At 51.9% G+C, this 21,826-nt stretch carries 21 protein-coding genes and 1 tRNA gene; 5 read left to right on the top strand and 17 right to left on the bottom strand.

Annotated elements, in window-relative coordinates:
* Positions 1-9: 9 nt before the first annotated feature.
* Both WA302_RS22260 and WA302_RS22255 read right to left on the bottom strand, forming a co-directional pair.
* Positions 10-1,185, bottom strand: a complete 1,176-nt coding sequence (locus tag WA302_RS22260; RefSeq protein ID WP_049295041.1) for a sensor histidine kinase — start codon at positions 1,183-1,185, stop codon at positions 10-12.
* Complete coding sequence (locus tag WA302_RS22255; RefSeq protein ID WP_151428690.1) at positions 1,182-1,880, bottom strand: response regulator; 699 nt, start codon at positions 1,878-1,880, stop codon at positions 1,182-1,184. The genes WA302_RS22260 and WA302_RS22255 overlap by 4 nt, the downstream gene beginning before the upstream one ends.
* 127 nt (positions 1,881-2,007) lie before the next feature.
* Between WA302_RS22255 and WA302_RS22250 the strand changes: the two genes are divergently transcribed.
* The gene (locus WA302_RS22250) at positions 2,008-2,796 is read left to right on the top strand and encodes a MipA/OmpV family protein (RefSeq protein WP_197832503.1); all 789 of its coding nucleotides are present in this window, start codon (positions 2,008-2,010) and stop codon (positions 2,794-2,796) included.
* Between the two features lie 1,085 nt (positions 2,797-3,881).
* Here the strand turns inward: WA302_RS22250 and WA302_RS22245 are convergent.
* The 8 genes from WA302_RS22245 to WA302_RS22210 all read right to left on the bottom strand — a co-directional run bounded on the left by WA302_RS22245 (position 3,882) and on the right by WA302_RS22210 (position 10,723).
* On the bottom strand, positions 3,882-5,663 hold the full coding sequence (locus tag WA302_RS22245; RefSeq protein ID WP_336064749.1) for a P-loop ATPase, Sll1717 family: 1,782 nt from the start codon (positions 5,661-5,663) through the stop codon (positions 3,882-3,884).
* Between the two features lie 75 nt (positions 5,664-5,738).
* A complete protein-coding gene (locus tag WA302_RS22240) occupies positions 5,739-6,221 on the bottom strand; it encodes a hypothetical protein (protein WP_336064748.1) in 483 nt (160 codons plus the stop codon).
* A gap of 507 nt (positions 6,222-6,728) precedes the next feature.
* The gene (locus tag WA302_RS22235; protein ID WP_336064747.1) at positions 6,729-9,062 is read right to left on the bottom strand and encodes a primase-helicase zinc-binding domain-containing protein; all 2,334 of its coding nucleotides are present in this window, start codon (positions 9,060-9,062) and stop codon (positions 6,729-6,731) included.
* A gap of 12 nt (positions 9,063-9,074) precedes the next feature.
* Positions 9,075-9,413, bottom strand: coding sequence for a DUF5375 family protein (locus WA302_RS22230; RefSeq protein WP_336064746.1), 339 nt, complete (start codon positions 9,411-9,413; stop codon positions 9,075-9,077).
* Complete coding sequence (locus tag WA302_RS22225) at positions 9,410-9,673, bottom strand: hypothetical protein (protein ID WP_037432034.1); 264 nt, start codon at positions 9,671-9,673, stop codon at positions 9,410-9,412. Before WA302_RS22225 ends, WA302_RS22230 begins: the two co-directional genes overlap by 4 nt.
* Positions 9,670-10,215 carry a host cell division inhibitor Icd-like protein gene (locus WA302_RS22220; RefSeq protein ID WP_336064745.1) on the bottom strand — a complete coding sequence of 182 codons (546 nt, stop codon included), beginning with the start codon at positions 10,213-10,215 and terminating at the stop codon, positions 9,670-9,672. The genes WA302_RS22225 and WA302_RS22220 overlap by 4 nt, the downstream gene beginning before the upstream one ends.
* A 5-nt stretch (positions 10,216-10,220) precedes the next feature.
* Positions 10,221-10,466, bottom strand: coding sequence for a hypothetical protein (locus tag WA302_RS22215; RefSeq protein WP_060428553.1), 246 nt, complete (start codon positions 10,464-10,466; stop codon positions 10,221-10,223).
* Positions 10,463-10,723, bottom strand: a complete 261-nt coding sequence (locus WA302_RS22210) for a helix-turn-helix transcriptional regulator (RefSeq protein ID WP_336064744.1) — start codon at positions 10,721-10,723, stop codon at positions 10,463-10,465. The genes WA302_RS22215 and WA302_RS22210 overlap by 4 nt, the downstream gene beginning before the upstream one ends.
* A 545-nt stretch (positions 10,724-11,268) precedes the next feature.
* Here WA302_RS22210 and WA302_RS22205 point away from each other — a divergent pair.
* Both WA302_RS22205 and WA302_RS22200 read left to right on the top strand, forming a co-directional pair.
* On the top strand, positions 11,269-11,994 hold the full coding sequence (locus tag WA302_RS22205) for an NAD-dependent aldehyde dehydrogenase (protein WP_336064743.1): 726 nt from the start codon (positions 11,269-11,271) through the stop codon (positions 11,992-11,994).
* Positions 11,991-12,245: an ogr/Delta-like zinc finger family protein gene (locus tag WA302_RS22200; RefSeq protein WP_336064742.1), complete on the top strand. Its 255-nt coding sequence runs from the start codon at positions 11,991-11,993 to the stop codon at positions 12,243-12,245. Before WA302_RS22205 ends, WA302_RS22200 begins: the two co-directional genes overlap by 4 nt.
* Positions 12,246-12,655: 410 nt before the next feature.
* Here the strand turns inward: WA302_RS22200 and WA302_RS22195 are convergent, their stop codons facing one another.
* The 5 genes from WA302_RS22195 to WA302_RS22175 form a co-directional block, all read right to left on the bottom strand.
* Positions 12,656-14,035: a hypothetical protein gene (locus WA302_RS22195; protein ID WP_336064741.1), complete on the bottom strand. Its 1,380-nt coding sequence runs from the start codon at positions 14,033-14,035 to the stop codon at positions 12,656-12,658.
* A 6-nt stretch (positions 14,036-14,041) separates the two neighbouring features.
* Positions 14,042-15,205, bottom strand: coding sequence for a tyrosine-type recombinase/integrase (locus WA302_RS22190; protein WP_336064740.1), 1,164 nt, complete (start codon positions 15,203-15,205; stop codon positions 14,042-14,044).
* A 162-nt stretch (positions 15,206-15,367) separates the two neighbouring features.
* Positions 15,368-15,462 (bottom strand) — tRNA-Sec (locus tag WA302_RS22185).
* A gap of 98 nt (positions 15,463-15,560) precedes the next feature.
* Entirely contained in the window at positions 15,561-16,904 is a 1,344-nt protein-coding gene (locus tag WA302_RS22180) for an esterase-like activity of phytase family protein (RefSeq protein WP_069100553.1), read from the bottom strand.
* Positions 16,905-16,979: 75 nt separating this feature from the next.
* Positions 16,980-18,179, bottom strand: a complete 1,200-nt coding sequence (locus WA302_RS22175) for a cyanate transporter (RefSeq protein ID WP_197833972.1) — start codon at positions 18,177-18,179, stop codon at positions 16,980-16,982.
* A gap of 126 nt (positions 18,180-18,305) precedes the next feature.
* Here WA302_RS22175 and WA302_RS22170 point away from each other — a divergent pair, with 126 nt between their 5' ends.
* Complete coding sequence (locus WA302_RS22170; protein WP_164099870.1) at positions 18,306-19,160, top strand: LysR family transcriptional regulator; 855 nt, start codon at positions 18,306-18,308, stop codon at positions 19,158-19,160.
* A 6-nt stretch (positions 19,161-19,166) separates the two neighbouring features.
* Here the strand turns inward: WA302_RS22170 and WA302_RS22165 are convergent, their stop codons facing one another.
* The gene (locus tag WA302_RS22165; protein WP_336064739.1) at positions 19,167-19,607 is read right to left on the bottom strand and encodes a DNA-binding protein; all 441 of its coding nucleotides are present in this window, start codon (positions 19,605-19,607) and stop codon (positions 19,167-19,169) included.
* Complete coding sequence (locus WA302_RS22160; protein WP_043140802.1) at positions 19,558-20,178, bottom strand: nucleotidyltransferase domain-containing protein; 621 nt, start codon at positions 20,176-20,178, stop codon at positions 19,558-19,560. Before WA302_RS22160 ends, WA302_RS22165 begins: the two co-directional genes overlap by 50 nt.
* Before the next feature lie 207 nt (positions 20,179-20,385).
* On the opposite strand from WA302_RS22160, the gene WA302_RS22155 reads away from it, so the two are divergent.
* On the top strand, positions 20,386-21,774 hold the full coding sequence (locus tag WA302_RS22155; RefSeq protein ID WP_336064738.1) for an amidohydrolase family protein: 1,389 nt from the start codon (positions 20,386-20,388) through the stop codon (positions 21,772-21,774).
* Positions 21,775-21,826: the final 52 nt, after the last annotated feature.

Raw genomic sequence — 21,826 nt, 5'->3', positions numbered from 1 at the left:
TTCAGCGCATTATGACACTGCCGGCAGGGGCAAGTTTATCGTGATTAACAGCCCTTTGCCGGCCGGCAGACTGGCCTTTATCGTTCCGTGATGGGCAACGCAAATCGCCTTCGCAATGGAGAGCCCGAGCCCGCTGCCGCCGGAATCGCGCGCGCGGGAAGTCTCACCGCGAGTAAAACGCTCAAACATTTGCGGCAAATAATCCTGTGCAACGCCAGGCCCCGTATCTTGAAAAGCCAACACGATTTCCTGTGCGGTCTGTTCGAGACGAATGCACATTCGATCGCCCTGGCTACAATAACGAAGCATATTTTCGATAAGTATGCTGAATACCTGACCTAATCTGAATTCATCCCCAATAAAATGAAGCGGCCCGCCCTCCTCGATAGAGATGGACATGCCCGCAGCCTCCAACTGAGGTTTAAGCCAGGCGACTCTCTCCTTTAACACGCTATTGATAGTAAAAACGTTTTTACTTAATTTCAGTTGGCCCGCACTGGCCAGAGAGAGGAAATACAGATCGTCAGTCAAATAACTCAGGTTTTTTAATTGCGTCATCACCATATTCAGCTGTGCCTGACTTGCAGGAAACACGTTGTCTATCATGCCCTGAAGGCGGCCCATAGCCCCGGTCAACGGTGAACGCAACTCATGGGCCAACGCCACATGCGACGCTTTTATTTCACGCTCGTATAAAGCCAGTTTATTGACCATCTCATTGAAATTTATTGAGAACCTTATTATTTCATCAGGACACGCCTGGACCAGCTCGGCTTGTTGCTTAAAATTTCCCTGAGCCACGGTTTCCGCAACGTCGGTGAGATTTCGGAATTGGGCGGTAAGAGGGCGTGCGATGCGCACGCACATTAACGTTATCAATGGAACGACAACGATCAGGAAAATAAGCAGCCATCCCCAATTTAAAGAAGTCAGCGAAGGTGTACTGTAATCCAGCCCCCAATACGTATCGACGATCTCATGAAACGCCTCTATGTCCAGGCTGGGGTTCTCGCGCAGCACCAAGAATCTTTCGTAAACCGATGCCGGCATTTCATGAATGACATAAAAATACTGGGCAGCAAAAATGCCCCACATCGCCAGAATAATGGTAAAAAGCGTCACGATGGCGACGATGACGATGCGAACAGACACCCAAAACAAAAGAGATTTATTTTTCCTTTTCATGATTTGCAAAACCTATAGCCGACGCCGCGCACATTAAAAATCACGTTATCAACGCCTGCCGCTTCAAGCTTTCGTCTTAGATTATAAACATGCGTATCCACCACTCTTTCGAGCGCATCGCTTTCAGGTAAACATTTTTCAAGTAATAGCTGACGACTCAGTGGCCGTGTCGACGCTTTCATTAACGTACTGAGAATGGAAAATTCGGTTAATGTTAAATCCAGAACATGGGCGCCGTCCTCGCTCGTGATGACTCTCGCTACCATATTAGCGATATCCAGTTCGAGCCTTTCCCAGCGCAATATTTCTTCGCCAGCCAGCTGACTTCCGCCGCTTCGTCTTAACACTGCCTGCACACGTGCCATAACTTCACCGGGGTTATAGGGTTTAACGATATAATCATCCGCACCATAGCGAAGAGCGCCAATTTTATCATGAGGTTCCCCCATGGCCGTGATCATGATAACCGGCGTATTCACCTTGCGCCTGAGCGCCGCCAATATTTCCGTTCCATTCATATCAGGCAACATCACATCTAGTAATATAAGATCGGGCTTCCAGGTTAAAGCCGTATTCAAACCCATCAGCCCATTCCCCACCACCGCGACATTATAGCCTTCACGCTTAAGGTAAGCCTCCAGTACATTTGCCGCATCGACATCGTCTTCAATGACTAGAACCCGTTTATTTTGCATCTCATTCCCCTGAAGGATCTTGGCTATTTATTGATTATTCATTGACGGTTAATTGACAAATCATCGGCATACTCCGCCTTGCGTGAACAGTCTTATCATACCGATACACATAATACCGAGGCTAATAATGTTAGAAAAGAAAATCATTAAAAATACGTTGGCTCTGCTGATAATATCCAGCATTCCACCCAGCCATGCAAGTAATAACGATAACAGCGGAACGGCATTTACCGTAAGCCTTGGCGCGGCATCATCGCCTAAATACAGCGGCTCAAATGAACAAACCTGGGGAGCCGCGCCGCAATTTCATTTCCAACAGGATAACTTTTTTGTCGATTCAATGAATGGTGCTGGTTTTCGTTTCCAAAGCAAGAACGGTTTATATTTCATTCCAACGATAGGCTATGATTCAGGGCGAACCGATGAAGATTCAGGTTGGCGTAAAGGATCTGACACGCTTAAAGGCATGGGAGATATTTCAGCTACCGTTAACACTGGCTTAGCTTTGGGATGGGCGGTAACGCCATGGTTGGTCTTAGAGGGAAAAGCCACCCTGCCGCTGAGTGATGGCCAGGGGATATCTTACGCGACCTCCGTCGATTTCATTCCTGTTCTGGATGAGGAGGATACCGTTGCGCTAAAAATCAGCGCATTATTTGCAGACTCTCGCTATATGAACACGTGGTACGGCGTTAATAGCACGCAAAGCGCTAACTCGGGTTACTCTCGTTATACCAGCTCAGGCGGTTATTACGGCACCGACGTGAGCCTGACGTGGGCGCATCAGTTTACCGAAACCTGGGGTGGATGGGTTGGCATTAACCATACCTGGCTGGGGGATAACGCCGCCAGTAGCCCTATCGTTAAACAAAAGGAGGGGACAACGGGAGTCGTGGCAATAAGCTACACGTTCTAAGCCAGTGCAAAAACCTGAAACCGCAAAGTGACGTTCAGAAGAGTAATGGGACTTTAAAGATCCTCCACTCAATAGCTTGCTGTAATTAAAGTTTCATTACTCTTCAACCGACGATTCAGGAAAATTTGACTGATGAAGTTAAAAACTGGGGTTTTAACGCGGTTTTCAAACGCTTTAGTAACGGTTTGAATATATAAAGCCTGGGGGCATTAACGCATTGCGGTACATCATGAGAAGAGCACGACTTGAAATCACAGGTTATTGCTCCTGCTCCGTTGCCGAGTATGGCAATACCGCTTTGAATGCCGGAACATGGGCTTTCATGACAATGAATCGCGGTGATGAATATTGATACCAGTAAAAAGATTAACGACATGGTTTTCACGATGGCTTTCCTCATTACAGTTTAACTGTCTGAATGGTTTATTCACCCAAAATGAAAGCATGCCAAAAAATCATCAACCCAGTGTCAATCCACTGCAAAGAAACGCTCAACATGGCGCCAAAGTGAAAACACCCCGGTCTTCCAGACCCGGATAGCCGGATTAAATATGCAGTTATTCATTTTCTACAAAATGAATCAGACGTTATCAAACCGAGAGTCGATACCGCAAAAACAGGATGAATTTATGTTTCTAAAGATTGCCTATTACCTTTTAACCCTATCATCAACGCTTGCGTTATCCGGCTGCGTTTCGCTTTTCTAATCGTCAGAGGCCTGAATGAAGTCACTCATTTACATTTCTATTCTGTCATCCATTTTTTTACTCAGCGGCTGTTTATCCATCGGCACGCACCTATTCAATAAGTAGCCGTAGTAATCCCTCGCGCAGCCGGACAATCTCATTGTCTGGCTGCAAGATCTCATATCCATCTAGGTGGACGGTCATTTATGCTGCAGAGCTCGGCTAACACAGAAGAACAAGGGAGACGATGATTGGCGGAAGATCACAGGAGTGATAAAAGCACATCAACTTACTGATATTTAATAAAAAAAAGCCAATAAAAAGAAAAAATATACATATGGTTATACAAAAGGAGAGCTGCTTACGGCGTAAGCAGCTCACAAAGCCTATATCCACGCCTTATAAATCTCCAGTGATCATTAGTACAGGCCAAAAAGCTTCATGAATGACATAGCTCAAATTACCATTTTCTTTTTTTATCACCCCATCCAAGAGATTTTTATTATAATTAAAGTTATAAATAAACTTGACATCTCCGGAGCTTGTTTTAATTCCTAAGAACCCATACCAAAGTAAGAGGCCCATTATTTTCTCTGAAACATCAATATCAGATTGCTGAGTGCTTATTATTCCAATGACGTCCATATAAGAAAGAGTAGCATTACATCCTATAAATGAATACAAAATATCTTCTGAGTCTTTTGATACATCACGAAGTTCATAGCCAATATCCTGTAAAAGATCTGAAGAATAAGCTGAAATACCTTTTTCAATATCTGTCTCTTCGATAATTTCATGATTTAGATTGATCGAGAAGCTTTTGCAGTGGTTAATTAGATTTAATAAAAATCTTGGTCTCATTAATGAGCGATCAATTAAATATTGCGATGTTTCCTCTCCCTTATAATGACTAATAAAAACTTTACGCCAAGCAGTAATGAAATCCATTTCCTCTGGGAGATTATTTGAAATTATTCTTAACCTAACTAACTCTCGCAATAAATCAGAATCAGTCCAATCTAATAAAACACTGGCTTCTTTCCCTCTATCTGAAGTCTCTCTGACCAAGAGTTCGTAAACATCATTCCTGAGGAAAACTACAGTATTCACATCCAGCTCATTACGGTTAAATTCCCTTTCTATTTTCCGCGTCGCATCAATTAAGGCTCTTATTATCATTAAATCGCCATGTTCAAGTCCTGACGTCGGCCAACCATTATCTATATTATCAAATAAAAGCCATAGAGATAGTTTATTCCCCATGTATCCAATTAATTTCTCTCTAAGTTTTTTCACATCATGCTTATGGATGAGTTCTGTTATCTTTGCAGCATTTAAACTCACATGTTTTTTATCTCCATAAACAGCATCATATTGAGAGTAAATCTTCTCCATTAATACCGACATTCTTTCAGAAAAATCACCTTCAGAATCATACTCATCGACATTATATAACTCTACCAGCTCTCGATACCCGTCATAAAGGGTATGATCAGTAACATGTCTCTTTCTATCTTTTTCTATTATTTTATAACAAATCTCAAGCAAAAGAACATATTCCCAAAAAGCTGTAATGGTATGTAGATACGTTCCCTCCTCTAAATGCTCTAGCATTCTCTCCTTAAATTTTATCAATTTATAACCATCTGGTTTTAAATCTAACACTATATTTTTACTTCTATTTCTTTCGCGTTCATGATCTCTTATCTGGAGAAATATAGCGGACTTTCCTGAACCTTTCCTACCAACAATAAGATGTGCCTCTCCCCTAAGTGCTTTTAGGTATTGATCTGTTTCTAAATAATACGATTCGAGATACCGCATCTCATTCTCAGCAGATGTAGCACCCAAATCTAATCTCTTCAGAAATGATTTCTCTCTATGCGATTTATCATTATCACCTTCTTGGAACGCTTTAGCCACCTCAATAGCAAAACCTCCAATCACCTCATTTACGTCTCCAGGGTGATAGGTGACATTTACTAGATCTCTATAGTCAAGAGGGACGGGTCCATCTCCATTTTGAATAAGGCATACAGCTTTATTCATTCCATGCGCTAAGCCTGCAATAAAGGCAGCCCTAATATTGTGAATCTCAAATCCCTCAGATGAATCAGAAAGCAAGGGGACCACAATTCCATATGATGATGACACTTGCTTTATTGCTTCAAAAGCTGACAAGCGAGGTTGTTCACTTGGATTAAACTCTCTATAAATATAACCAGATTTCTTTATTCTGGATATAATCCTACCAGACTAGTCTGTTTTAAATGGTGTATTTATTATATAAACTGGCGACTTTATATTTAAGTCACCATTAACATCAATAGCATTAAAGTCAACAAAATCACTAATTATTTTCTGCAACTCTTGGGAGTTTTGATACGTTTTATAACCTAATGTATCAAAAATACCCACATCAGATATCTTTATTCCTTTTTGGTTGACACTTGAATTTCTTGTCAAATAAACCCTTTTTAGCCGTCCTATTGCATACCCTATCTCATATGTGACGTTAAAATTCAGTTCAGTTATATCCGCTATTAAAAAGTCCGCTTCATTAATTCCGGATAATACCTCTCCAGATATAAAGTGCCCTATTATATCTAGCTGCTTCCATGTTTTTATTGTAACTCTACCATTAGAACTATTTACTTTCGCAGACGCCGAGTCAATACATAATCCTACTTCACTTGGTATTGAAGGGTAAGCATAGAATCCATTTAGTTTATTGCTCATATCTTCACCTTTTTAATTATTCTCTAAATAATAATTGGCAACAGCATACGGCATAAGTAATGAGATACTTGTGATTACTAATTAACCATAGAGTTTTTGCAAACACAACAACCAAATACTCTAAATGTTCCCAAAAAAAAGATTTATAGAAAAACTGGTCACAGTGTTCACTTTTGTTTTTAGTTGTTTAAAAACAATCAATTAACCGGTGATTAGTTGATGATGAGTTTGCCCTGACTGGTCACTCACAGTAACAGTCAGACCCAAAAATGCAAAATACCGGCCTGAACCGGTGATTTATTGCGCTGTGAGTGGCAGGGTGAGATTTCAGGCAGAGAAAAGGCCTGCATTGCAGGCCTGAGTAGTCACCGCTACGGGCTTCCCCGGTGTTGGGTATATGCGGTTTGTACCGCTCGACTATAAGCGCACCCGCGCAGCAGCGTCCAATGGGTTCAGTAGATCAATAAAAGCGTATTGATCGGCAGAAACGATCGTGATGCTATTCGCTCAGCACATTTCACACTTGGGGAGCCAGTCGGCTTCACAGTCTTCGCTCAATATCAGGTTGGTCTGTATCCCCTGATTGGTCTTGCGCTTCAACAGCGCTATTTCATACTCTCGCAGGGTTTGTGGCACGGCGCGCCCGAATGCGGTCAGATTCAATGGGTACTTGTGCCCCCGGGCTTCCATGTAAGAGAGGTACGCGTGATACAGGTACTTGCGTGGGTTCGCCGGGGTAATGTTGGCATTACCGATATACAAACCGTCAGGCGCACTGACCGCCAGCAGGTAGCCGCAAAAATCGACCAGCGGATCGGCGCTACGTTTAATCTCCAGTGCTTCACTCGAGTTCTGTTGCGCTTCCAACAGTGTGCGGGCGTCATCGGGCGCAGCAAAACGCTGCATCAGGTGGCGCACTATTACCGCCAGTTCACCGGTAATTTTTGCCAGCAACTGCGGGTCACGCTCGTTGGCCGGGATCACCTCCGGGAACGGCAGGATCACCCGGCGACGGGACACACCGCCGCTGCGGTCACTGAACTGCATCGGGTTGTTGTTCACCGCCAGAATGACCGCCGGAATATGCGTGGAGTAGGCATCGCGGTATTTCGGGTCGATAGCCACCGCATCGCCGCCGGTGATCGCCTTGATGCCCGCCCCGTCACCGCTCCATTTCTCTTGGTCAGGCAAGATAATCAGCGAGTACCCGACCACGGAGGCTCGCTCCCGTGAGGATTCCAGCGTATCGATGGTGGCCGAGGTGGTGTTGTCTTTCCCCGCCAGCAGGCTGGCTATCGCGGCCATCACGCTTTTGCCGCTGCCGCCGGGACCGGTGACTTCGAGGAACAGTTGCCAGTCATAGCGGTTCGCCAGCACCATAAACAGCGCGGCAAGAATACGCGCCTGCTTGTCGGGCTGCTGTCCGGCGGCGCGTGTCAGCCAGCGCCAGAAGTGAGGGGCGTGGTCGGCCAGATTTTCCCCGGCCTTGGGCAGCGTGTAGTCAACGCTGTTGACGGTGCGCAGCCAGTGCGTTTTCTGGTGTGCGCTGAATTGCCCGGTGGTGGTATCAAATACCCCGTTACGAAAGCCAATCAGGTGGCGTGCCGGCGTGCCCATTTGCGGTACCATCAGCCTGAGTGTGTCCAGAATGCTGTTGATACCCGCCGCCGAGAACGGCGCGCGGATTTTCTGAAACAGGGCGGCAATTTCCCGGCTAAGCACCCGGTACGGCAACACCTGCCATGCACCGTTTTCATAGCGGCACAGGTCTTCACCGACCTGTGGCACGGCCAGCAGGTGCTGGTAGTGCTCCGCCAGCAGTTCGGCCTTTTCACTGGCGCTCATGGCTTTCAGGTCGGCATCGCTGAGCGTATCAAACGGACTGGGTTGCTTGGGCTGGCTAAAGGCAGTCAATTGCGCAAGCGCGGCCAGCTTGCCCTGTTGCTGGTATACGTCGTTCCAGTCGCCTGTTTCTGACGGTAACGCCGGTTTACCGCCACTCAGTTGCGCGGCTTCGGCAGCGCGGGCCTGCCCGGTGCCGTTCTCGTCATTGTCGGCCGCCAGCAACAACAGCGCATCTGGATAGTGAGCGCGCAACTGCTGCGCCATCGCGGGCAGGTTATTGGCGCTGAGCGTAACGCAGACGCTTTCCCCTGTCAGGTGGTGCACAGTCAGGCCGGTGGCGTAACCCTCGGTCAGCCAGATAACGGCATTATCCTGCCCCGGCAAGAAATGGCAGGTGTTTTTCACCTGTCCTCCGGCCAGCGTGCGCTTGTCGCCCGCGGCATTAATTAACTGGACGTTGACCACATCCCCGGTGCTGTCGGTCAGTGGCAACAGCAGGTCGCCGGGCTGGTAAGTGATACCGCCGACACGCAGTGACGCCCCCTGCAATGTCAGGGCGTCAGTGTCCGGCCAGCCTTTCACAGTCAGATAGCTATTCCCGGCCAGTTGCCGGGCGCTGGCGAGCAGTTTTTTGGCCTGTTGCGCTGCATGATACCGTGCCTGCGCTTTGTCCTGCTGTACCTGCTGGGGATTGTGCTCCGGCATGGCGCTGCATGACGGTTCACCCAATATCCCGGCTACCTTCGCGGCGGCCTCTTTGGTGGTCACGGCCAGTGCTTTTTCGACCAGATTCAGGCCGTCGCCACCGCCGCACTGGTTACAGAACCATGTGCCACGGCCCTGCAGATTATCAAAGCGAAAACGGTCTTTGCCGCCGCAGACCGGACAGGGCTGCGCCCGGCCCCCTGCAGTAATGTGAATGCCCAGCGCGGTGAGTAAGACCGGCCAGTGGCCGGTCGCTGCACGTGAGGTGTGAGAAACGCTTGTTGCGGTCATTGTTTTGTTCCCTCAGTGCACGGTGGTGTTGCAGGTGACGGCCATCCGGCCACAGCACAGCTCATCCATCATCTTCTGCCCGAGCGTGGTCAGACGCGGCGGCGCCACCAGAATATCCGGCTGCACCATGTCACTGAGCATGGTACAGGCCATGTCCATGCCCACCTCTGCGCCGTGCTGGCGGACAAAATAGCCTTCAATGTCCATCGCAATCGCCATTTGCAGTTCATCCAGCGTGTAGCCGGGGTTCACCCGGTAAAAGGCGCAGGTATCGAGATAGGCATGGGCCAAAGCGCGACGGAAAACGGCGGTACGGACTTCAACGGGTAAACAAGACTGTGGGGTGTTCATGCGGCGGAAGCCTCCATGCTGGCGATGATGTGGGAGTCACAGGTTTTGACGACCTGTCCAAGCTGGTCAGTGAGTACCGCTATGACAGACGCAAAGGCGGCTTTTTGAGCGGCGTCCGGGCGCTGACCGGTCGATTCAAGGGTATCCAGCATGTCGAGGAACAGCACGCCGGTAGAATGCGCGTGCTGAAGACGCAGGAAGTCAGCATGCGGAATAGGATAGAAGGTTTCACTGTGGAAACGGGCGGCCAGCGTATTCATGCCACCCCCTGCACGGGCAGACGGCCCGCAAACGACAGAATGTAGTCACGCGCTAGCAGGCGGCGGGCGCTGTGCTCGGAATCTGCCACGGTGCGGAGCATGCACGGTGTTGCCGACAGGGCAGTACGGCGAATGGCCGCAAACAGGAAACAGAATTCAGGATGAGTCGGGGTGAGGGTCGTAGCCATGGTGGCAGCCTCCATTGAGTAATGGTTATTGCTACCACCGAAGTTCCTACACTTATGGGTGGTAGCCCAGACGGGGGTAGGAATACCGGCCTCAATGGATACCGGCCAGCCCGAAGGCTGCCCCGCCTGAGCCACCATTGTTTGACAGCCACAGTAGCATAGAAGCCACTGTGCAAAAAATGAGCGCGCTAAGGCCACGACATAAAAAAACACGCTCGGCGCGTGTTGTGTCGCCATTGAGTAACACGGGTTCCTACGCCCGGCTGCCGATTGTGCGACAGCGGGGGGACTATAGCGCAGTGCCGGACGCGGGGGCAAGCCGTAAGACGCCCCCGGACGTTCAATCGATCGCATAGTGATCAACAGTCTGTAAGCTGGTCGTTGCGGGTCTCAGCGGCGGCGCAGGTCAGCGGTACTGGCCCGGCACTGAACAGACGCGGCTCAGCCTGGCGACTCGCCAGACGAATAACGCCGTGTTTTTCGCTGCGGTGCTCCGGTAAGACAATATCCGGCTGTTTGCGTTGCAACAGGATGGCTTCTGCCACAAACAGTGCGTCGTTGTCGCTCAGGGTAAAGTGCTGGCGACCAAAGGTTAACCGCATCATGCTGCGGCCCCCTGATGACGGTTGGCGATACGTTCAGCCATCCAGCTTTCGACTTCTGATTCGAGCCACGCGACGGTTTTACCGCCAAGGGAAACTTGGGCCGGGAACTGCTTGCGGGTCATCATTTCGTAGACGGTAGAGCGTGACAGCCCGGTGGTGTAAAGCACTTCGGGCAGGCGAATGAAACGCTCATGGGGCATGTAATCGACCGGGACGGTCGGGAATGTGGAAGGGGTCTGTGTGGCAACTGCAAACATGGAATGCTACCTCGTTTATACCCGGTGGGATTTCACCGGCGCTGTGTGGGTTCGTCTGGTAGCGCCCTATTATGAGAATATTTTGCGGGGTGGCAACAAGGGGATGTTGTGTGATGGGCTAAGGAATTGCACGTAAAAACAACGAATTGCACTAAGTTGCATTAGCCCACCGCTCCTCACCCTTCCTCACTTTTAATTCATAGCTTTCAGCAATCAATAATCGATTTATAAATAGACAGGAACATCAAAAATAAATCTAACCACGGCTAGCCAGAGAAAAGGTCTTTTTTAGAAAAGTGAACAGTAGTGAACACTGGGTGACGAGTTTTAGTGAAACTATTCACTGCTTTACTAACTGATTTATCTATGTTTTTTATTATAGTGAACAGTTGTGAATAGTTTTATATAAAACTAAAAACGCTTTGATGGTTTTATCGTCATTTTTCGAGACTGTTGTCCTGCGGACAGTCCAACTGGGATGAATGGCGATGTTGTACGGCGGTCAGCAGAATAGCCTCACATTGACTGACACCGGAGATAACCCCATGAGCACCACCACCTTACCGAAATACATCACCGACAAACTGCACGCCCTGCGTGATGCTCGCGCCGCCCACGACAAAAACTATCAGGCGTTGACCGATGTGGTGACAGGCATTGCTCGCTGCCACCAACAGAAGAAAGACACCGAAGTGCAGAGCCATGAGGCAGAAAGCCAGTGGCGCACCCTGTTTCGCAAACTGCGCGGGGAAATGACACCGGAACTGCAAGCGCAGCACCACAGCCGGATTTCCAAGCGGGAGCTGGCGAAGGAGTTCGACGGTCTGATTGAGGAGATGGAGCTGGACAAAATGCAGCTTCACCTAAACTGCGGCGGCACAGCCCCGAAGGTGGTGAACGCGCACAAAGACGCCCTCACGACCTTTGCTGCCCATGCGATGCATCAGGCAGTGGATGCGCTGAGCAAGGCGCTTATCAGCCCTGACGTTATCAAGGCGTGCGCACTGGCTTCACGGGCTTACGGCGTCTATGCAGACAATCCGATGAAAATGATTGAGCAACAGGTACTGGGAACGCTACAAGGCCGTATTCACGTTGCCATGGCACAGCAAAATATCGACCACCCGGTGCTTAATGAGATTGGCCTGACGATACCGGAAGAAACGGGCGCATTGCCGGAACTGCAAAACAGTCCAGCCAAACGCATGCAGGCTGTCTCAGAACTGAAGGAAAAACGTCAACGCTTGCAGCAGAAGGGGGCCAAATCATGATGCGTTGTCCATTGTGTACTCATGCGTCCTATACCCGCACCAGTCGCTATATCACGGAGCGGACGAAAGAAGCCTATTACCAGTGCCAGAACATCGTGTGTTCCTGCACATTTAAAACGGTGGAGAGCGTCGATAAGATTTTATGTCAGCCCCTTCAAGCGGAAACGGTGACCGTTGATGATTTACCACCGCCGGAAAAAAGGACATTAAATCGTTACCGCCGTTATAGCCGAAACCAAACCCTTCATTGATTGAGCAGGCCCCGCTGCAATGCTGATTTTGCTGCGGGGCTTTACCGTTCCCCTAAGCCCGAAAACAGCCTTTTTTCTGGCTAGCCTGCCTCAAACTGCGTGTGCATGCATAGAGTGCATGATTTTGCATGAATCCCCAGCCTCTCAAAACAGCCGAAACCCCGCGCCACAAGGGCTTACAGGGCCTCTGAGTCATGCATGAAATGTGCATGATAAAGTCAGAGCGCGTAGGCGAGGGAGTATTGCGCGCGCAGAGGTTTGACCGAATTTTCATTTGGAGTGTCAGCGCCTCGCCACGTCATCTATTTATTGCTATTTAACTCAGCAAGGTACTGGCGCTATTGCACAGCTGCAGGTCGCTGAGTGCGCGTCTTGTCGATATATGAATGGAGAACAGGGCAGGTTAACGGTTATGTTTCTTTAGTATTTACACCGCAATGATATTCTAAACCTTTATAAAAATCAGACAATATCTTATCCTTATCTGGCGTATCCAAACCTAAACTGGAAAAGCCAAAACAAGCAGAAATAATCGCTCTAGCAGCTAACTGACTATATTCATGAGTGTTGATTTCGTTACCTCCCCTATATATAGACGAACTTCCATGAACTATACCAGATCTCATATCATACATTTTCTGCGCTAATAGCATCCACTTATCAAGATCACCATAATATACCGCAATTAAAGATGCCACCCTATTTTTAAAATTCAGAGTAGTTATTCCACTATTTTTATCAGTAGTTAAACTAACAAGCCTTTCTAGAGCAGCTGTTAATTTTACCACACAGAAAGCCCTATCTTTATCATACAAGGAACTACTAAACATATATATTGAGTCAATTAACCTATCAGCAATTATACTCTCACGCGATGGGTCAAGAGCCATTGCAATTAACTTTGAAATAACATCTTTCAAATTATCTTTAAAATCAGATTGAAATTTACCCCAAAAAACATCACTCCACAGCACATTACCTTTACTTGAAAAATTATAGTCTAGTTTTTTATTATTATCATTGAAATAAAAACCATTATATCTTGGCAAAGAGTTAAATGACAAAGAAATAAATTCATGTGATATATTATAATGTTCGCTGAAAATATGAAATATTCCAACTATAAATTCAGCGATATTCTTTGCCACTCTTGTTCTTAGCTTACTTGATCTTTTTGTAACATTAACAATTAAAAAGTGATTATAAGGAAATTCTCCAGAATCACAAAACTCATGGGCTTTGTTTATTATTAACTTATCAATAAAAGGTTCTGCCATATTAAAAATAGCATCTCGGCAAACTATTTTTGCGCTACCTATTTCAACATCCCGATTAAGACCCAATGCTAAAATTGGGAAATAAAAACACTCCGAATCCATTTTTTTAAATGCATTCTTTATAGTCCTATCAACTAATCGAGAGTAGCCTCTCTGATCATCGTTTCCATTATCCACTATCACATGTATGTAAAACTCATCCATCAAAAAACTGACAAACTCACTAACTGTAATATGACTACCTAATCGTTTAGAATTTATCTGCCTACGTGCAATATCAAAAAATCTGTCATGCGCCGCATAGGATAAATGCAATTGAGGATAATTACCCTCTTTGTTTTTTAGTTGAATTCGTGCAGGGGCAGTAATCATCATGCCGAGGCCACCATGCGGCCCATTATATTCTAACTTATGTTCCTCCATAATATTATCGCATGATAATCTTTTTCCGACACGCAAACATTCAGCCATAATAAAATTAAAATCAACTGTATCTAACTTAGATGCGCTCATAACACCTCAAATGATTATATCGGAATACCATTGCAACATATCCCTGCGTTTTTCCAAATACTGAGCATGATTATAAGTACCTCGAATACCATTTTTATCCACATGCGCTAGCTGCATCTCAATCCATGCAGAATCAAACCCTTGCTCATGTAGGATAGTAGACATCGTATGCCTGAAACCGTGACCGGTGGCTCGTCCTTTATATCCCAGCAGTTCTATAACCTGATTCACACTTTCCTTACTTATAGGCTTTCTTCGGTTGTTTCGTCCAATAAAAATGTAAGGATAGTGACCAGTGATCGGTTGCAGCTGTTTAAACAGTTCAACCACCTGATTAGAGAGCGGCACAATGTGCGGGCGGCGCATTTTCATACGTTCGGCGGGGATCTCCCAGATGGCACGCTCAAAATCGATCTCTTCCCACGTGGCAAAGCGCATTTCTTGCGTGCGGACGCCGGTCAGCATAACGATCTTCGCTGCATTCTTAGTGATGATGCTACCGGTATATCCTTCCAAATCCTTAACAAAGTAAGGTAGTTCCTCGGCTGAAAGGAACGGATGGTGCTTTTGTTTGGGAACGGCTAGCGCGCTGGCGAGATCTGGGGCTGGGTTATATTCCGCCCTACCGGTAATAATCGCGTAGCGGAATACCTCTCCGCAGCGCTGGCGTACCTTACGGGTCTTTTCCAATGCCCCACGCTTCTCAATGCGTCGCAGCACTTCCAGCAGCTCCAAGGGCTTAATTTCTGCAATCGGACGTTGACCAATATACGGAAACACATCCTGCTCAAAGGTGCGCATGATTTCTTCTCTGTACGCCAGAGTCCACCGGTCAGCCTTGTTCGTGTGCCATTCACGACTAATCGCTTCGAAGGAGTTCTCGACAGAAAGCTTCTGAGCGAGCTTTTGCGCCTTTTTCTCGGCTACTGGATCAATGCCATTCGCAACCTGCTTACGGGCCTCCCCACGCTTTTCTCGCGCGTCTGCCAGAGTTACCAAGGGATAGGTGCCAAAGGACATCAGCTTGGCTTTTCCGGCATAGCGATAGCGAAAACGCCAACCTTTACTCCCATCAGTATTAATAAGAAGGGACAGGCCTTGGCCGTCGTTGAGGGTGTAGGGTTTTTCCTGCGGTTTGGAACGTCGAATTTGTATGTCAGTTAGAAGCATGTGTATAAGTGGATTCTGTGTATAAAAATGTTATACGCACCATTATACACATTTATCTCGGATTCAGACGGTTATACACGGACTCCAGCGGACAAAGAAACCATACAATCAATTGATTTTATGCATTTTAATGGACTTTTCAGGAGCTACCCGGACAAGCTTTGGCGGAAGATCACAGGAGTCGAACCTGCCCAGGACCGCTGGCGGCCCCAACCGGATTTGAAGTCCGGCCGCCCCACCGGGGACGAGGATCTTCCTTGGAGAAGAGAAGAAGCAAGGCGCTGATTATAGCGCAGTTTGTTCGCTGCGCTAAGCGGGAAATGGCGGCCGCCGGCGATTCGGCGGCCGGGGAGCGCTACTTCAGGAAATCCTTCACGTCCAGCAGGATGAACTCGTTGTCATCCGCCATATTGGGTTGGCGGCTGGAGGAGAACGGGAAGTTGTTGTCGTTACCGACGATGATGTGGTTGGCGTCCACCACGTCCACGTTCTCGATGGTGAAGAACGGGAAGGTCAGCACGCCGTCGTTCAGCGGCTTGCGCGCCAGCTTGTTCGGATCCTGAATGTTCATCAGGTCGATATAGCCCAGTTTTTCGACCGGTTTGCCGACGTTGGCGTCCGAGAAAGCGATTTTATACACTCGTTTGAACTTGGCCACCTGGCTGAAGCAGTTGTCGGTTGGCGCGCCGGCGGCGCAGGCTTTATCCGGCGTGCCTTCGCCGTTGTCGCGCTCGATCACCAGCCCGTGGGTGGCGTCGATCATGTTGAAGTCGCCGATGGCGTTCTGGTTGTCTTCCAGTACGTACTGCCAGCTGCGGCCGGTCCAGGCCTGCTGTTTGACGTCGAACTCCAGCACCCGCAGGTAGCGTTTGCCGCCGACGTTCTCGAACTGTTCGCCATCCCACAGCGCCCCTTCCAGCAGCGGGTACAGCTTGCTGCCGTCCGGCGAGGCGGCCATGCCTTCAAAGCCTTTGGAACGCGCCACCTGGAAGTTCTGTTTGCCGTCCGGCGCGCCCGGCAGGGTTAGCGTCGGGTTGTCCGGCGATTTCACCACCTTGCCGTCTACCTGGGTGTCGAACACTGCCAGCACCTTGCCGTTCAGGTCAGCCTTGATCAGGTAAGGCCCAAACTCTTCACCGATCCATAAGGCATCGTCGGCAAACTGGAAGCTTTCCGGATCGAAATCGCTGCCGGTCAGATAGCGCTGCTCGGTGCTCTCGTTGATGATGTGGAACGGCACCTTTTTATCCGGATCGTGCAGGAACACCGTCTTCAGCGGCGCGACCGTGCCGTCTTTGAAATCGATCTTGTAGTGGTTGAGGTACAGCATGGCGTCCGGGGAGTTGGCCTTGCTGCCGAAACCATTGTCGGTCAGCACCCAGTAGGTGCCGTCGGGCATGTGTTTGATGCCGGAGTGGCCCTGCAGCGGCTGGCCGTTGATCGGCAGGCCGATGCCGGTCAGGCGATCGGCGGATTTACCCGCCACGCTGCCCAGCTCGGTGACGCGTTTGCCGCTGGTGTACTTACCGCTCTGCTGCAGATCGCTCGGCGCGTCCTTCGGTGTGGAAACGGCGGATTTCACCGGCAGCAGCGCATGCCCGGCCAGCGTCGCTTGCACCGGCTGCGCGTCGGCCCACAGGTTGGCGCTCAGCGCCATGCAGCCGACCAGCAGCGCCAGCCGGGTTTTGGTGTTGTGCATGTCATTGTCCCTTTTCGTTGTTATCGCCCAGAAGTAAAAGCAACGCCACTATAGGGAGCGGCAATGACAGAAATATTATTCGGCGAACGCCCGCCGGTAGCTGTGCGGATGGAAGCGCCAGGTGATGGCGATCAACACCACCACCAGCAGCGCGTGGATCTGCCAGTCCAGCACGAAGCCGCCGCTGTAGTCGCGCAGCAGGCCGGAAAGGTAGGGCGTCACACCCGCCAGCAGGAAGCCGACGCCCTGCATAAAGGCCACCAGTCGCCCGGCCGCCGCCGGCTGGTGCAGGTGATCGAGCGCCAGCACCAGGCACAGCGGGAACGCGCCGCCCAGCCCCAGCCCGGAAACCAACACCCACAGCCACGGCAGCGTCTGCGGCAGGTAAATCAGGCCGATAAAGCCGATCAGTTGCATCATCAGCGCCAGCAACAGCAGCGGCCGCCGGTCATGATTGCGCGCCAGCGCCGGCAGCAGCAGCGCGCCCACGACCTGGCCAAAGGTCATCAACGCCAGCAGCGAACCGCTGGCCTGCGGCTGCCAGCCGAGCTGCATGTAATACGGCGGCAGCCAGGCGATCAGGCTGGTATAGCCGCCGTTGATCAGGCCGAAATAGGCGCCGAGCAGCCAGGCGCGCCGGTTGCGCAGCAGGCCTGGCCCGCGGTTTTCGCCCGCCGCGCCCAGGCGAGACAGCCCGCGGCTGACCGGCCACCAGGCCAGCAGCGCCACCAGCGCCGGCAACGCCCACCAGGCCAGCGCGCTGTGCCAGTCGTGCCCTACGCTCATCAGCCACGGGGTGATCGCCGCCCCCAACCCACCGCCGCCCATCAGCGCCGCCGACCACAGCCCGGCCACCAGCGCCATGCTTTTGAGGAAATGATGCTTGATGATGCCGGGCATCACCGCCTGGATCACCCCGATGCCGAGCCCGCCCAGCACCGCGCTCATCAGCAGCTGCACGCTGCCGGGGGCCAGTTCGCGCCAAAGCGCGCCCAGCCCGATCGCCAGCAGGCTCAGCGTCACGGCGCTGCGTTCGCTGAACAGCCGGTTGATGGCGCCGCCCGCCAGCGCCATCAGCCCCATCATCAGCACCGGCAGCGTGGTCAGCAGCGCCGCGCCGCCAAAGCTCAGCCCGGTAGCCTGGCGCAGCGTCGGCAGCAACGGGCCGATCGAGGTCAACAGCGGCCGCATGTTCAGGCCGATCAACACCAGCGCCAGCAACAGGAGGTTGAACCAGCGGCGCGAGGAGGATGAATTAACAGAATGATTTAACACGGCATATTCCTGGTACTGCGAAATGAAGAGTGCGGCGTCACAGCGCGATCGCCGCAGCGTTGCGTTACTGTAGGCAACGCCGCTAGTATTGGGAAATTAAATAATAAAATAGCCAACAGTGGGAAAATGAATCGCTACCCGATGTTCAATCCACAGCTGCTGCTCAGCTTCGTCGCCGTATGCGACAGCAACAGCTTCACCCGCGCCGCAGAGCGGGTGTTTTTGTCGCAGTCCACCGTTAGCCAGCAGGTACGCCGGCTGGAAGAGATGCTGGGCAAGCCGCTGTTTGAGCGCTCCTCGCATCAGGTGCTGCTGACCGAAGAAGGCGTCAAGCTGTTGAGCTACGCGCGCCGCATTATCGCGCTAAATGAAGAAGCCCACGACGCGCTGACCGGCATCTGGCGCGACGGCGTGCTGCGGATCGGCATGCCGGAAGATTTCGCCGTGCCCACCACCGAGCTGCTGGCCGACTTCAGCCGTGAGCACCCGCACCTGCGGCTGGACGTCGCCAGCGGCCTGAGCGCCGATCTGCACAGCGCCTACGCGCGTGAAGAGCTGGATCTGATCCTGGTGAAACAGCGCCGCCGGCAACCGCCGCGCGCCGCGCGGCCGGAACCGCTGCTGTGGCTGGACAGCCTGGCCTTCCCGGCCATCGAGCAATCGCCGGTGCCGCTGGCGGTGTTTCCGCTCAACGGCCTGTACCGCGAAGAGCTGTGCCAGGCGCTGGACACCCTCGGCAAACGCTGGCGCATCGGTTACAGCAGCGCCAGCCTGGCGGCGCTGACCGCCGCTTCCGCCGCCGGGCTGGGCGTCACCCTGCTGCCGGCCGGCTGCCGTCTGCCCGCGCACCGGGTGCTGGGCGAGGCCGAAGGATTACCGCCGATAGACAGCTTCGAACTGGCGCTCTACTACCGCGACGGCGCCCCCGCCGCCACGCTGGCGCTGGCCCAGCGGCTAACGGTGTTTTGCGGGTTGAAATGAGACCGCTTACGCCACTATCTGCGGATGTTCGCGCTGCAGCCAGTCGATAATCCGTACCCACAGCGCTTCTGTCTGCTCAAGGCAAGCTTGTACCGCCGCGTCCGTCACCAAGTCGCCGGAATAATCCGCCACGTTGCGCTGTTTTCGCAATGCATCCAGGCAGATCATTGCCTCGCGCGGCAACCCTACAGTGAGCGGCAACGTTTGGATCATGGTCTGGTGATGGCCAGGCCTGCTGGTCAGCGTGCGGTATCCTTTGGCTTGCAAAGCGGCATTGGCCATTTGCATGACCGCCTTATATACCATGTCGAAACGGCTCTCATTGCTGAGCTGAGTGATACCCGCATCGCGTCGGTTGCGAGCGGCGGCGGCCAGAAATTTTTTAATCGCCCCCGCGTCAGGCGTTATCACCTCCAGTCCCAGCCCGACCAGATTGTCCAGCGTCATCCTTGTCTCCCGCAATCCAGAGTTGGGGTTTCTGCATAATGTCCTGAATAAACGCGGAGTTCTCGGCCAAAGCCGCTCGCCACTCTTCCGGCGAGTACAGTTTGGGGTTAATTTCCCGACCCAGCGTTGCCTGCAGCGGATAAACCGCCTGAATTACATCCGTAAAAGACAGTTTACCGACGATCAGAACATCGATATCACTGGCCGCCGTCGCTTTGCCACTGGCGACGGAACCAAAGATGAAAGCCCGTTCGATGTCCTCCCCAAATCCAGTCAGCACCTGCCGTAAGCGCGCAGCCGGGCCGCAGGTCTTGCGGAAAATCGCCGCCAGCTCGGGAAAAATCAGGCAATCGGCGTTAGCCTGATAGCAAATTTGGTTGCCCTGCCGCTGCCTGAGCAAGATGCCGCCTTCAGCCAGCCGGCTCAACTCTTTATGTAAAGTCCCGGCCTGAGTTGCGGTGCGCCGCGCAATTTCTCGCACATGAAACGCCTGCCCGGCTTCAATAAACAGCAGGCTTAGCACTTTTCTACGGTATTCGCTGAACAGTAATTCGAGCATCGGATCGTGCATCACGCTGACCTCAATGTAGCTTTAATGACTACAAATGTAGCCATTAAAGCTGCGAAAGAGCAAGCCAAGAGCACCATTCCGCCGGCAGACGCCGATCATTACCAAATCGAATAGTCACCAGTGGCAAATGTCGCTGCCAACCGGTCGGTTCCTCTCCTAAATTGGGGGATGTTTTCACTCCCTCACCTCTGGATTAAGGAACCGAACGTGGAAAACCCTCAGCAACCGGGCCGCAGAGCCTTCCTCAGCCAAACCGGCAAACTCACCACCGCCTGCGCGGTGATCGGCCTGACCGGCGGCATGGCGCAGGCCGCTTCGCCTGGCGGCGAGCCGTGTGCGCCAACGCCGATGACCCTGACCGATCGTCACTACTGCCTGAGCGAGGTGCGGCTGGAAGACGGCTTTGAATACGACGGCGAAACAGTGATCGGCACCCGCACCGCGCTGTACACACTGGAGATCAAAGACGGCAAGATCGCCGCCATTCACGCCGCCAACGCCGCGTTGCCCGCCGGCGTGCCCCGCTATCAGGCGCGGGGCCAGCTGCTGCTGCCGGCGTTCCGCGATATGCACATCCACCTGGACAAAACCTTCTACAGCGGCCCGTGGCAGGCGCCGCGCCCGCGCCAGGGCAAAACCATCATGGACATGATCGCGCTGGAGCAGACGCTGATCCCGAAACTGCTGCCCACCTCGCAGCAACGGGCGGAAAACCTGATCGCCTTGCTGCAGTCCAAAGGCAGCACCGTGGCGCGCAGCCATTGCAATATCGATCCGGTCAGCGGCCTGAAAAGCCTGGAGCACCTGCAGCGCGCGCTGGAAAATCACCGGGCGGATTTCAGCTGTGAAATCGTCGCCTTCCCGCAGCACGGTCTGTTGCACTCCAAGGTCGATGCGCTGATGCGCGAAGCGATGCAGATGGGCGTACAGTACGTCGGTGGTCTCGATCCGACCAACGTCGACGGTGCGATGGAGAAATCGCTCGACGCCATGTTCCAGATCGCCCTCGATACCGGCAAAGGCGTGGATATCCACCTGCATGAAACCAGCCCGGCTGGGGTCGCCGCCATTAACTACATGATCGCCACCGTGGAGAAAAACCCGGCGCTGCGCGGCAAGGTCACCATCAGCCACGCTTTCGCCCTGACCACGCTGACGCCGGGCGAACTGGCGGAAACCGCCACCCGGCTGGCGGCGCAGCAGATCACCATCGCCTCCACGGTACCGATCGGCGGCCTGATGATGCCGCTGCCGCAGCTCAGCGAGAAAGGGGTGTTCGTGATGACCGGCACCGACAGCGTGATCGACCACTGGTCGCCGTTCGGCACCGGCGACATCCTGGAGAAGGCCAATCTGTACGCCCAGCTGTACCGCGGTTCCGACGAGTATCACCTGTCGCGTGCCATGGCCATCTCCACCGGCGGCGTGCTGCCGCTGGACGATAAGGGGCAGCGCGCCTGGCCGAAAGCCGGCGATGCCGCCGAGTTCGTGCTGGTCAACGCCAGCTGTTCCGCCGAGGCGGTCGCCCGTCTGCCGGCGCGCAGCGCCACCTTCCATCAGGGGCGCCTGGTCGCCGGCCAGGTGAGCAAAGCCTAAGGTCGGTCCGTTGTTGTCATCATGATGGCCGTTTTTGGCCTTCTGCCAGAGT

Origin of the sequence: Serratia sp. 201, assembly GCF_037027545.1 — a bacterium.
Lineage (GTDB): Bacteria > Pseudomonadota > Gammaproteobacteria > Enterobacterales > Enterobacteriaceae > Serratia > Serratia bockelmannii.
The sequence above is the reverse complement of the archived record's forward strand: the minus strand, read 5'-3'. Positions and strand labels throughout refer to the sequence as shown.

What these genes read in the sequence shown, in the direction of transcription:
- WA302_RS22260 (WP_049295041.1), bottom strand. Translation starts at nt 1,185, where the DNA reads ATGAAAAGGAAAAATAAATCTCTTTTGTTTTGGGTGTCTGTTCGCATC.
- WA302_RS22255 (WP_151428690.1), bottom strand. Translation starts at nt 1,880, where the DNA reads ATGCAAAATAAACGGGTTCTAGTCATTGAAGACGATGTCGATGCGGCA.
- WA302_RS22250 (WP_197832503.1), top strand. Translation starts at nt 2,008, where the DNA reads ATGTTAGAAAAGAAAATCATTAAAAATACGTTGGCTCTGCTGATAATA.
- WA302_RS22240 (WP_336064748.1), bottom strand. Translation starts at nt 6,221, where the DNA reads ATGAGCAATAAACTAAATGGATTCTATGCTTACCCTTCAATACCAAGT.
- WA302_RS22235 (WP_336064747.1), bottom strand. Translation starts at nt 9,062, where the DNA reads ATGACCGCAACAAGCGTTTCTCACACCTCACGTGCAGCGACCGGCCAC.
- WA302_RS22230 (WP_336064746.1), bottom strand. Translation starts at nt 9,413, where the DNA reads ATGAACACCCCACAGTCTTGTTTACCCGTTGAAGTCCGTACCGCCGTT.
- WA302_RS22225 (WP_037432034.1), bottom strand. Translation starts at nt 9,673, where the DNA reads ATGAATACGCTGGCCGCCCGTTTCCACAGTGAAACCTTCTATCCTATT.
- WA302_RS22220 (WP_336064745.1), bottom strand. Translation starts at nt 10,215, where the DNA reads ATGCGATCGATTGAACGTCCGGGGGCGTCTTACGGCTTGCCCCCGCGT.
- WA302_RS22215 (WP_060428553.1), bottom strand. Translation starts at nt 10,466, where the DNA reads ATGATGCGGTTAACCTTTGGTCGCCAGCACTTTACCCTGAGCGACAAC.
- WA302_RS22210 (WP_336064744.1), bottom strand. Translation starts at nt 10,723, where the DNA reads ATGTTTGCAGTTGCCACACAGACCCCTTCCACATTCCCGACCGTCCCG.
- WA302_RS22205 (WP_336064743.1), top strand. Translation starts at nt 11,269, where the DNA reads ATGAGCACCACCACCTTACCGAAATACATCACCGACAAACTGCACGCC.
- WA302_RS22200 (WP_336064742.1), top strand. Translation starts at nt 11,991, where the DNA reads ATGATGCGTTGTCCATTGTGTACTCATGCGTCCTATACCCGCACCAGT.
- WA302_RS22195 (WP_336064741.1), bottom strand. Translation starts at nt 14,035, where the DNA reads ATGAGCGCATCTAAGTTAGATACAGTTGATTTTAATTTTATTATGGCT.
- WA302_RS22190 (WP_336064740.1), bottom strand. Translation starts at nt 15,205, where the DNA reads ATGCTTCTAACTGACATACAAATTCGACGTTCCAAACCGCAGGAAAAA.
- WA302_RS22180 (WP_069100553.1), bottom strand. Translation starts at nt 16,904, where the DNA reads ATGCACAACACCAAAACCCGGCTGGCGCTGCTGGTCGGCTGCATGGCG.
- WA302_RS22170 (WP_164099870.1), top strand. Translation starts at nt 18,306, where the DNA reads ATGAATCGCTACCCGATGTTCAATCCACAGCTGCTGCTCAGCTTCGTC.
- WA302_RS22165 (WP_336064739.1), bottom strand. Translation starts at nt 19,607, where the DNA reads ATGACGCTGGACAATCTGGTCGGGCTGGGACTGGAGGTGATAACGCCT.
- WA302_RS22160 (WP_043140802.1), bottom strand. Translation starts at nt 20,178, where the DNA reads ATGCACGATCCGATGCTCGAATTACTGTTCAGCGAATACCGTAGAAAA.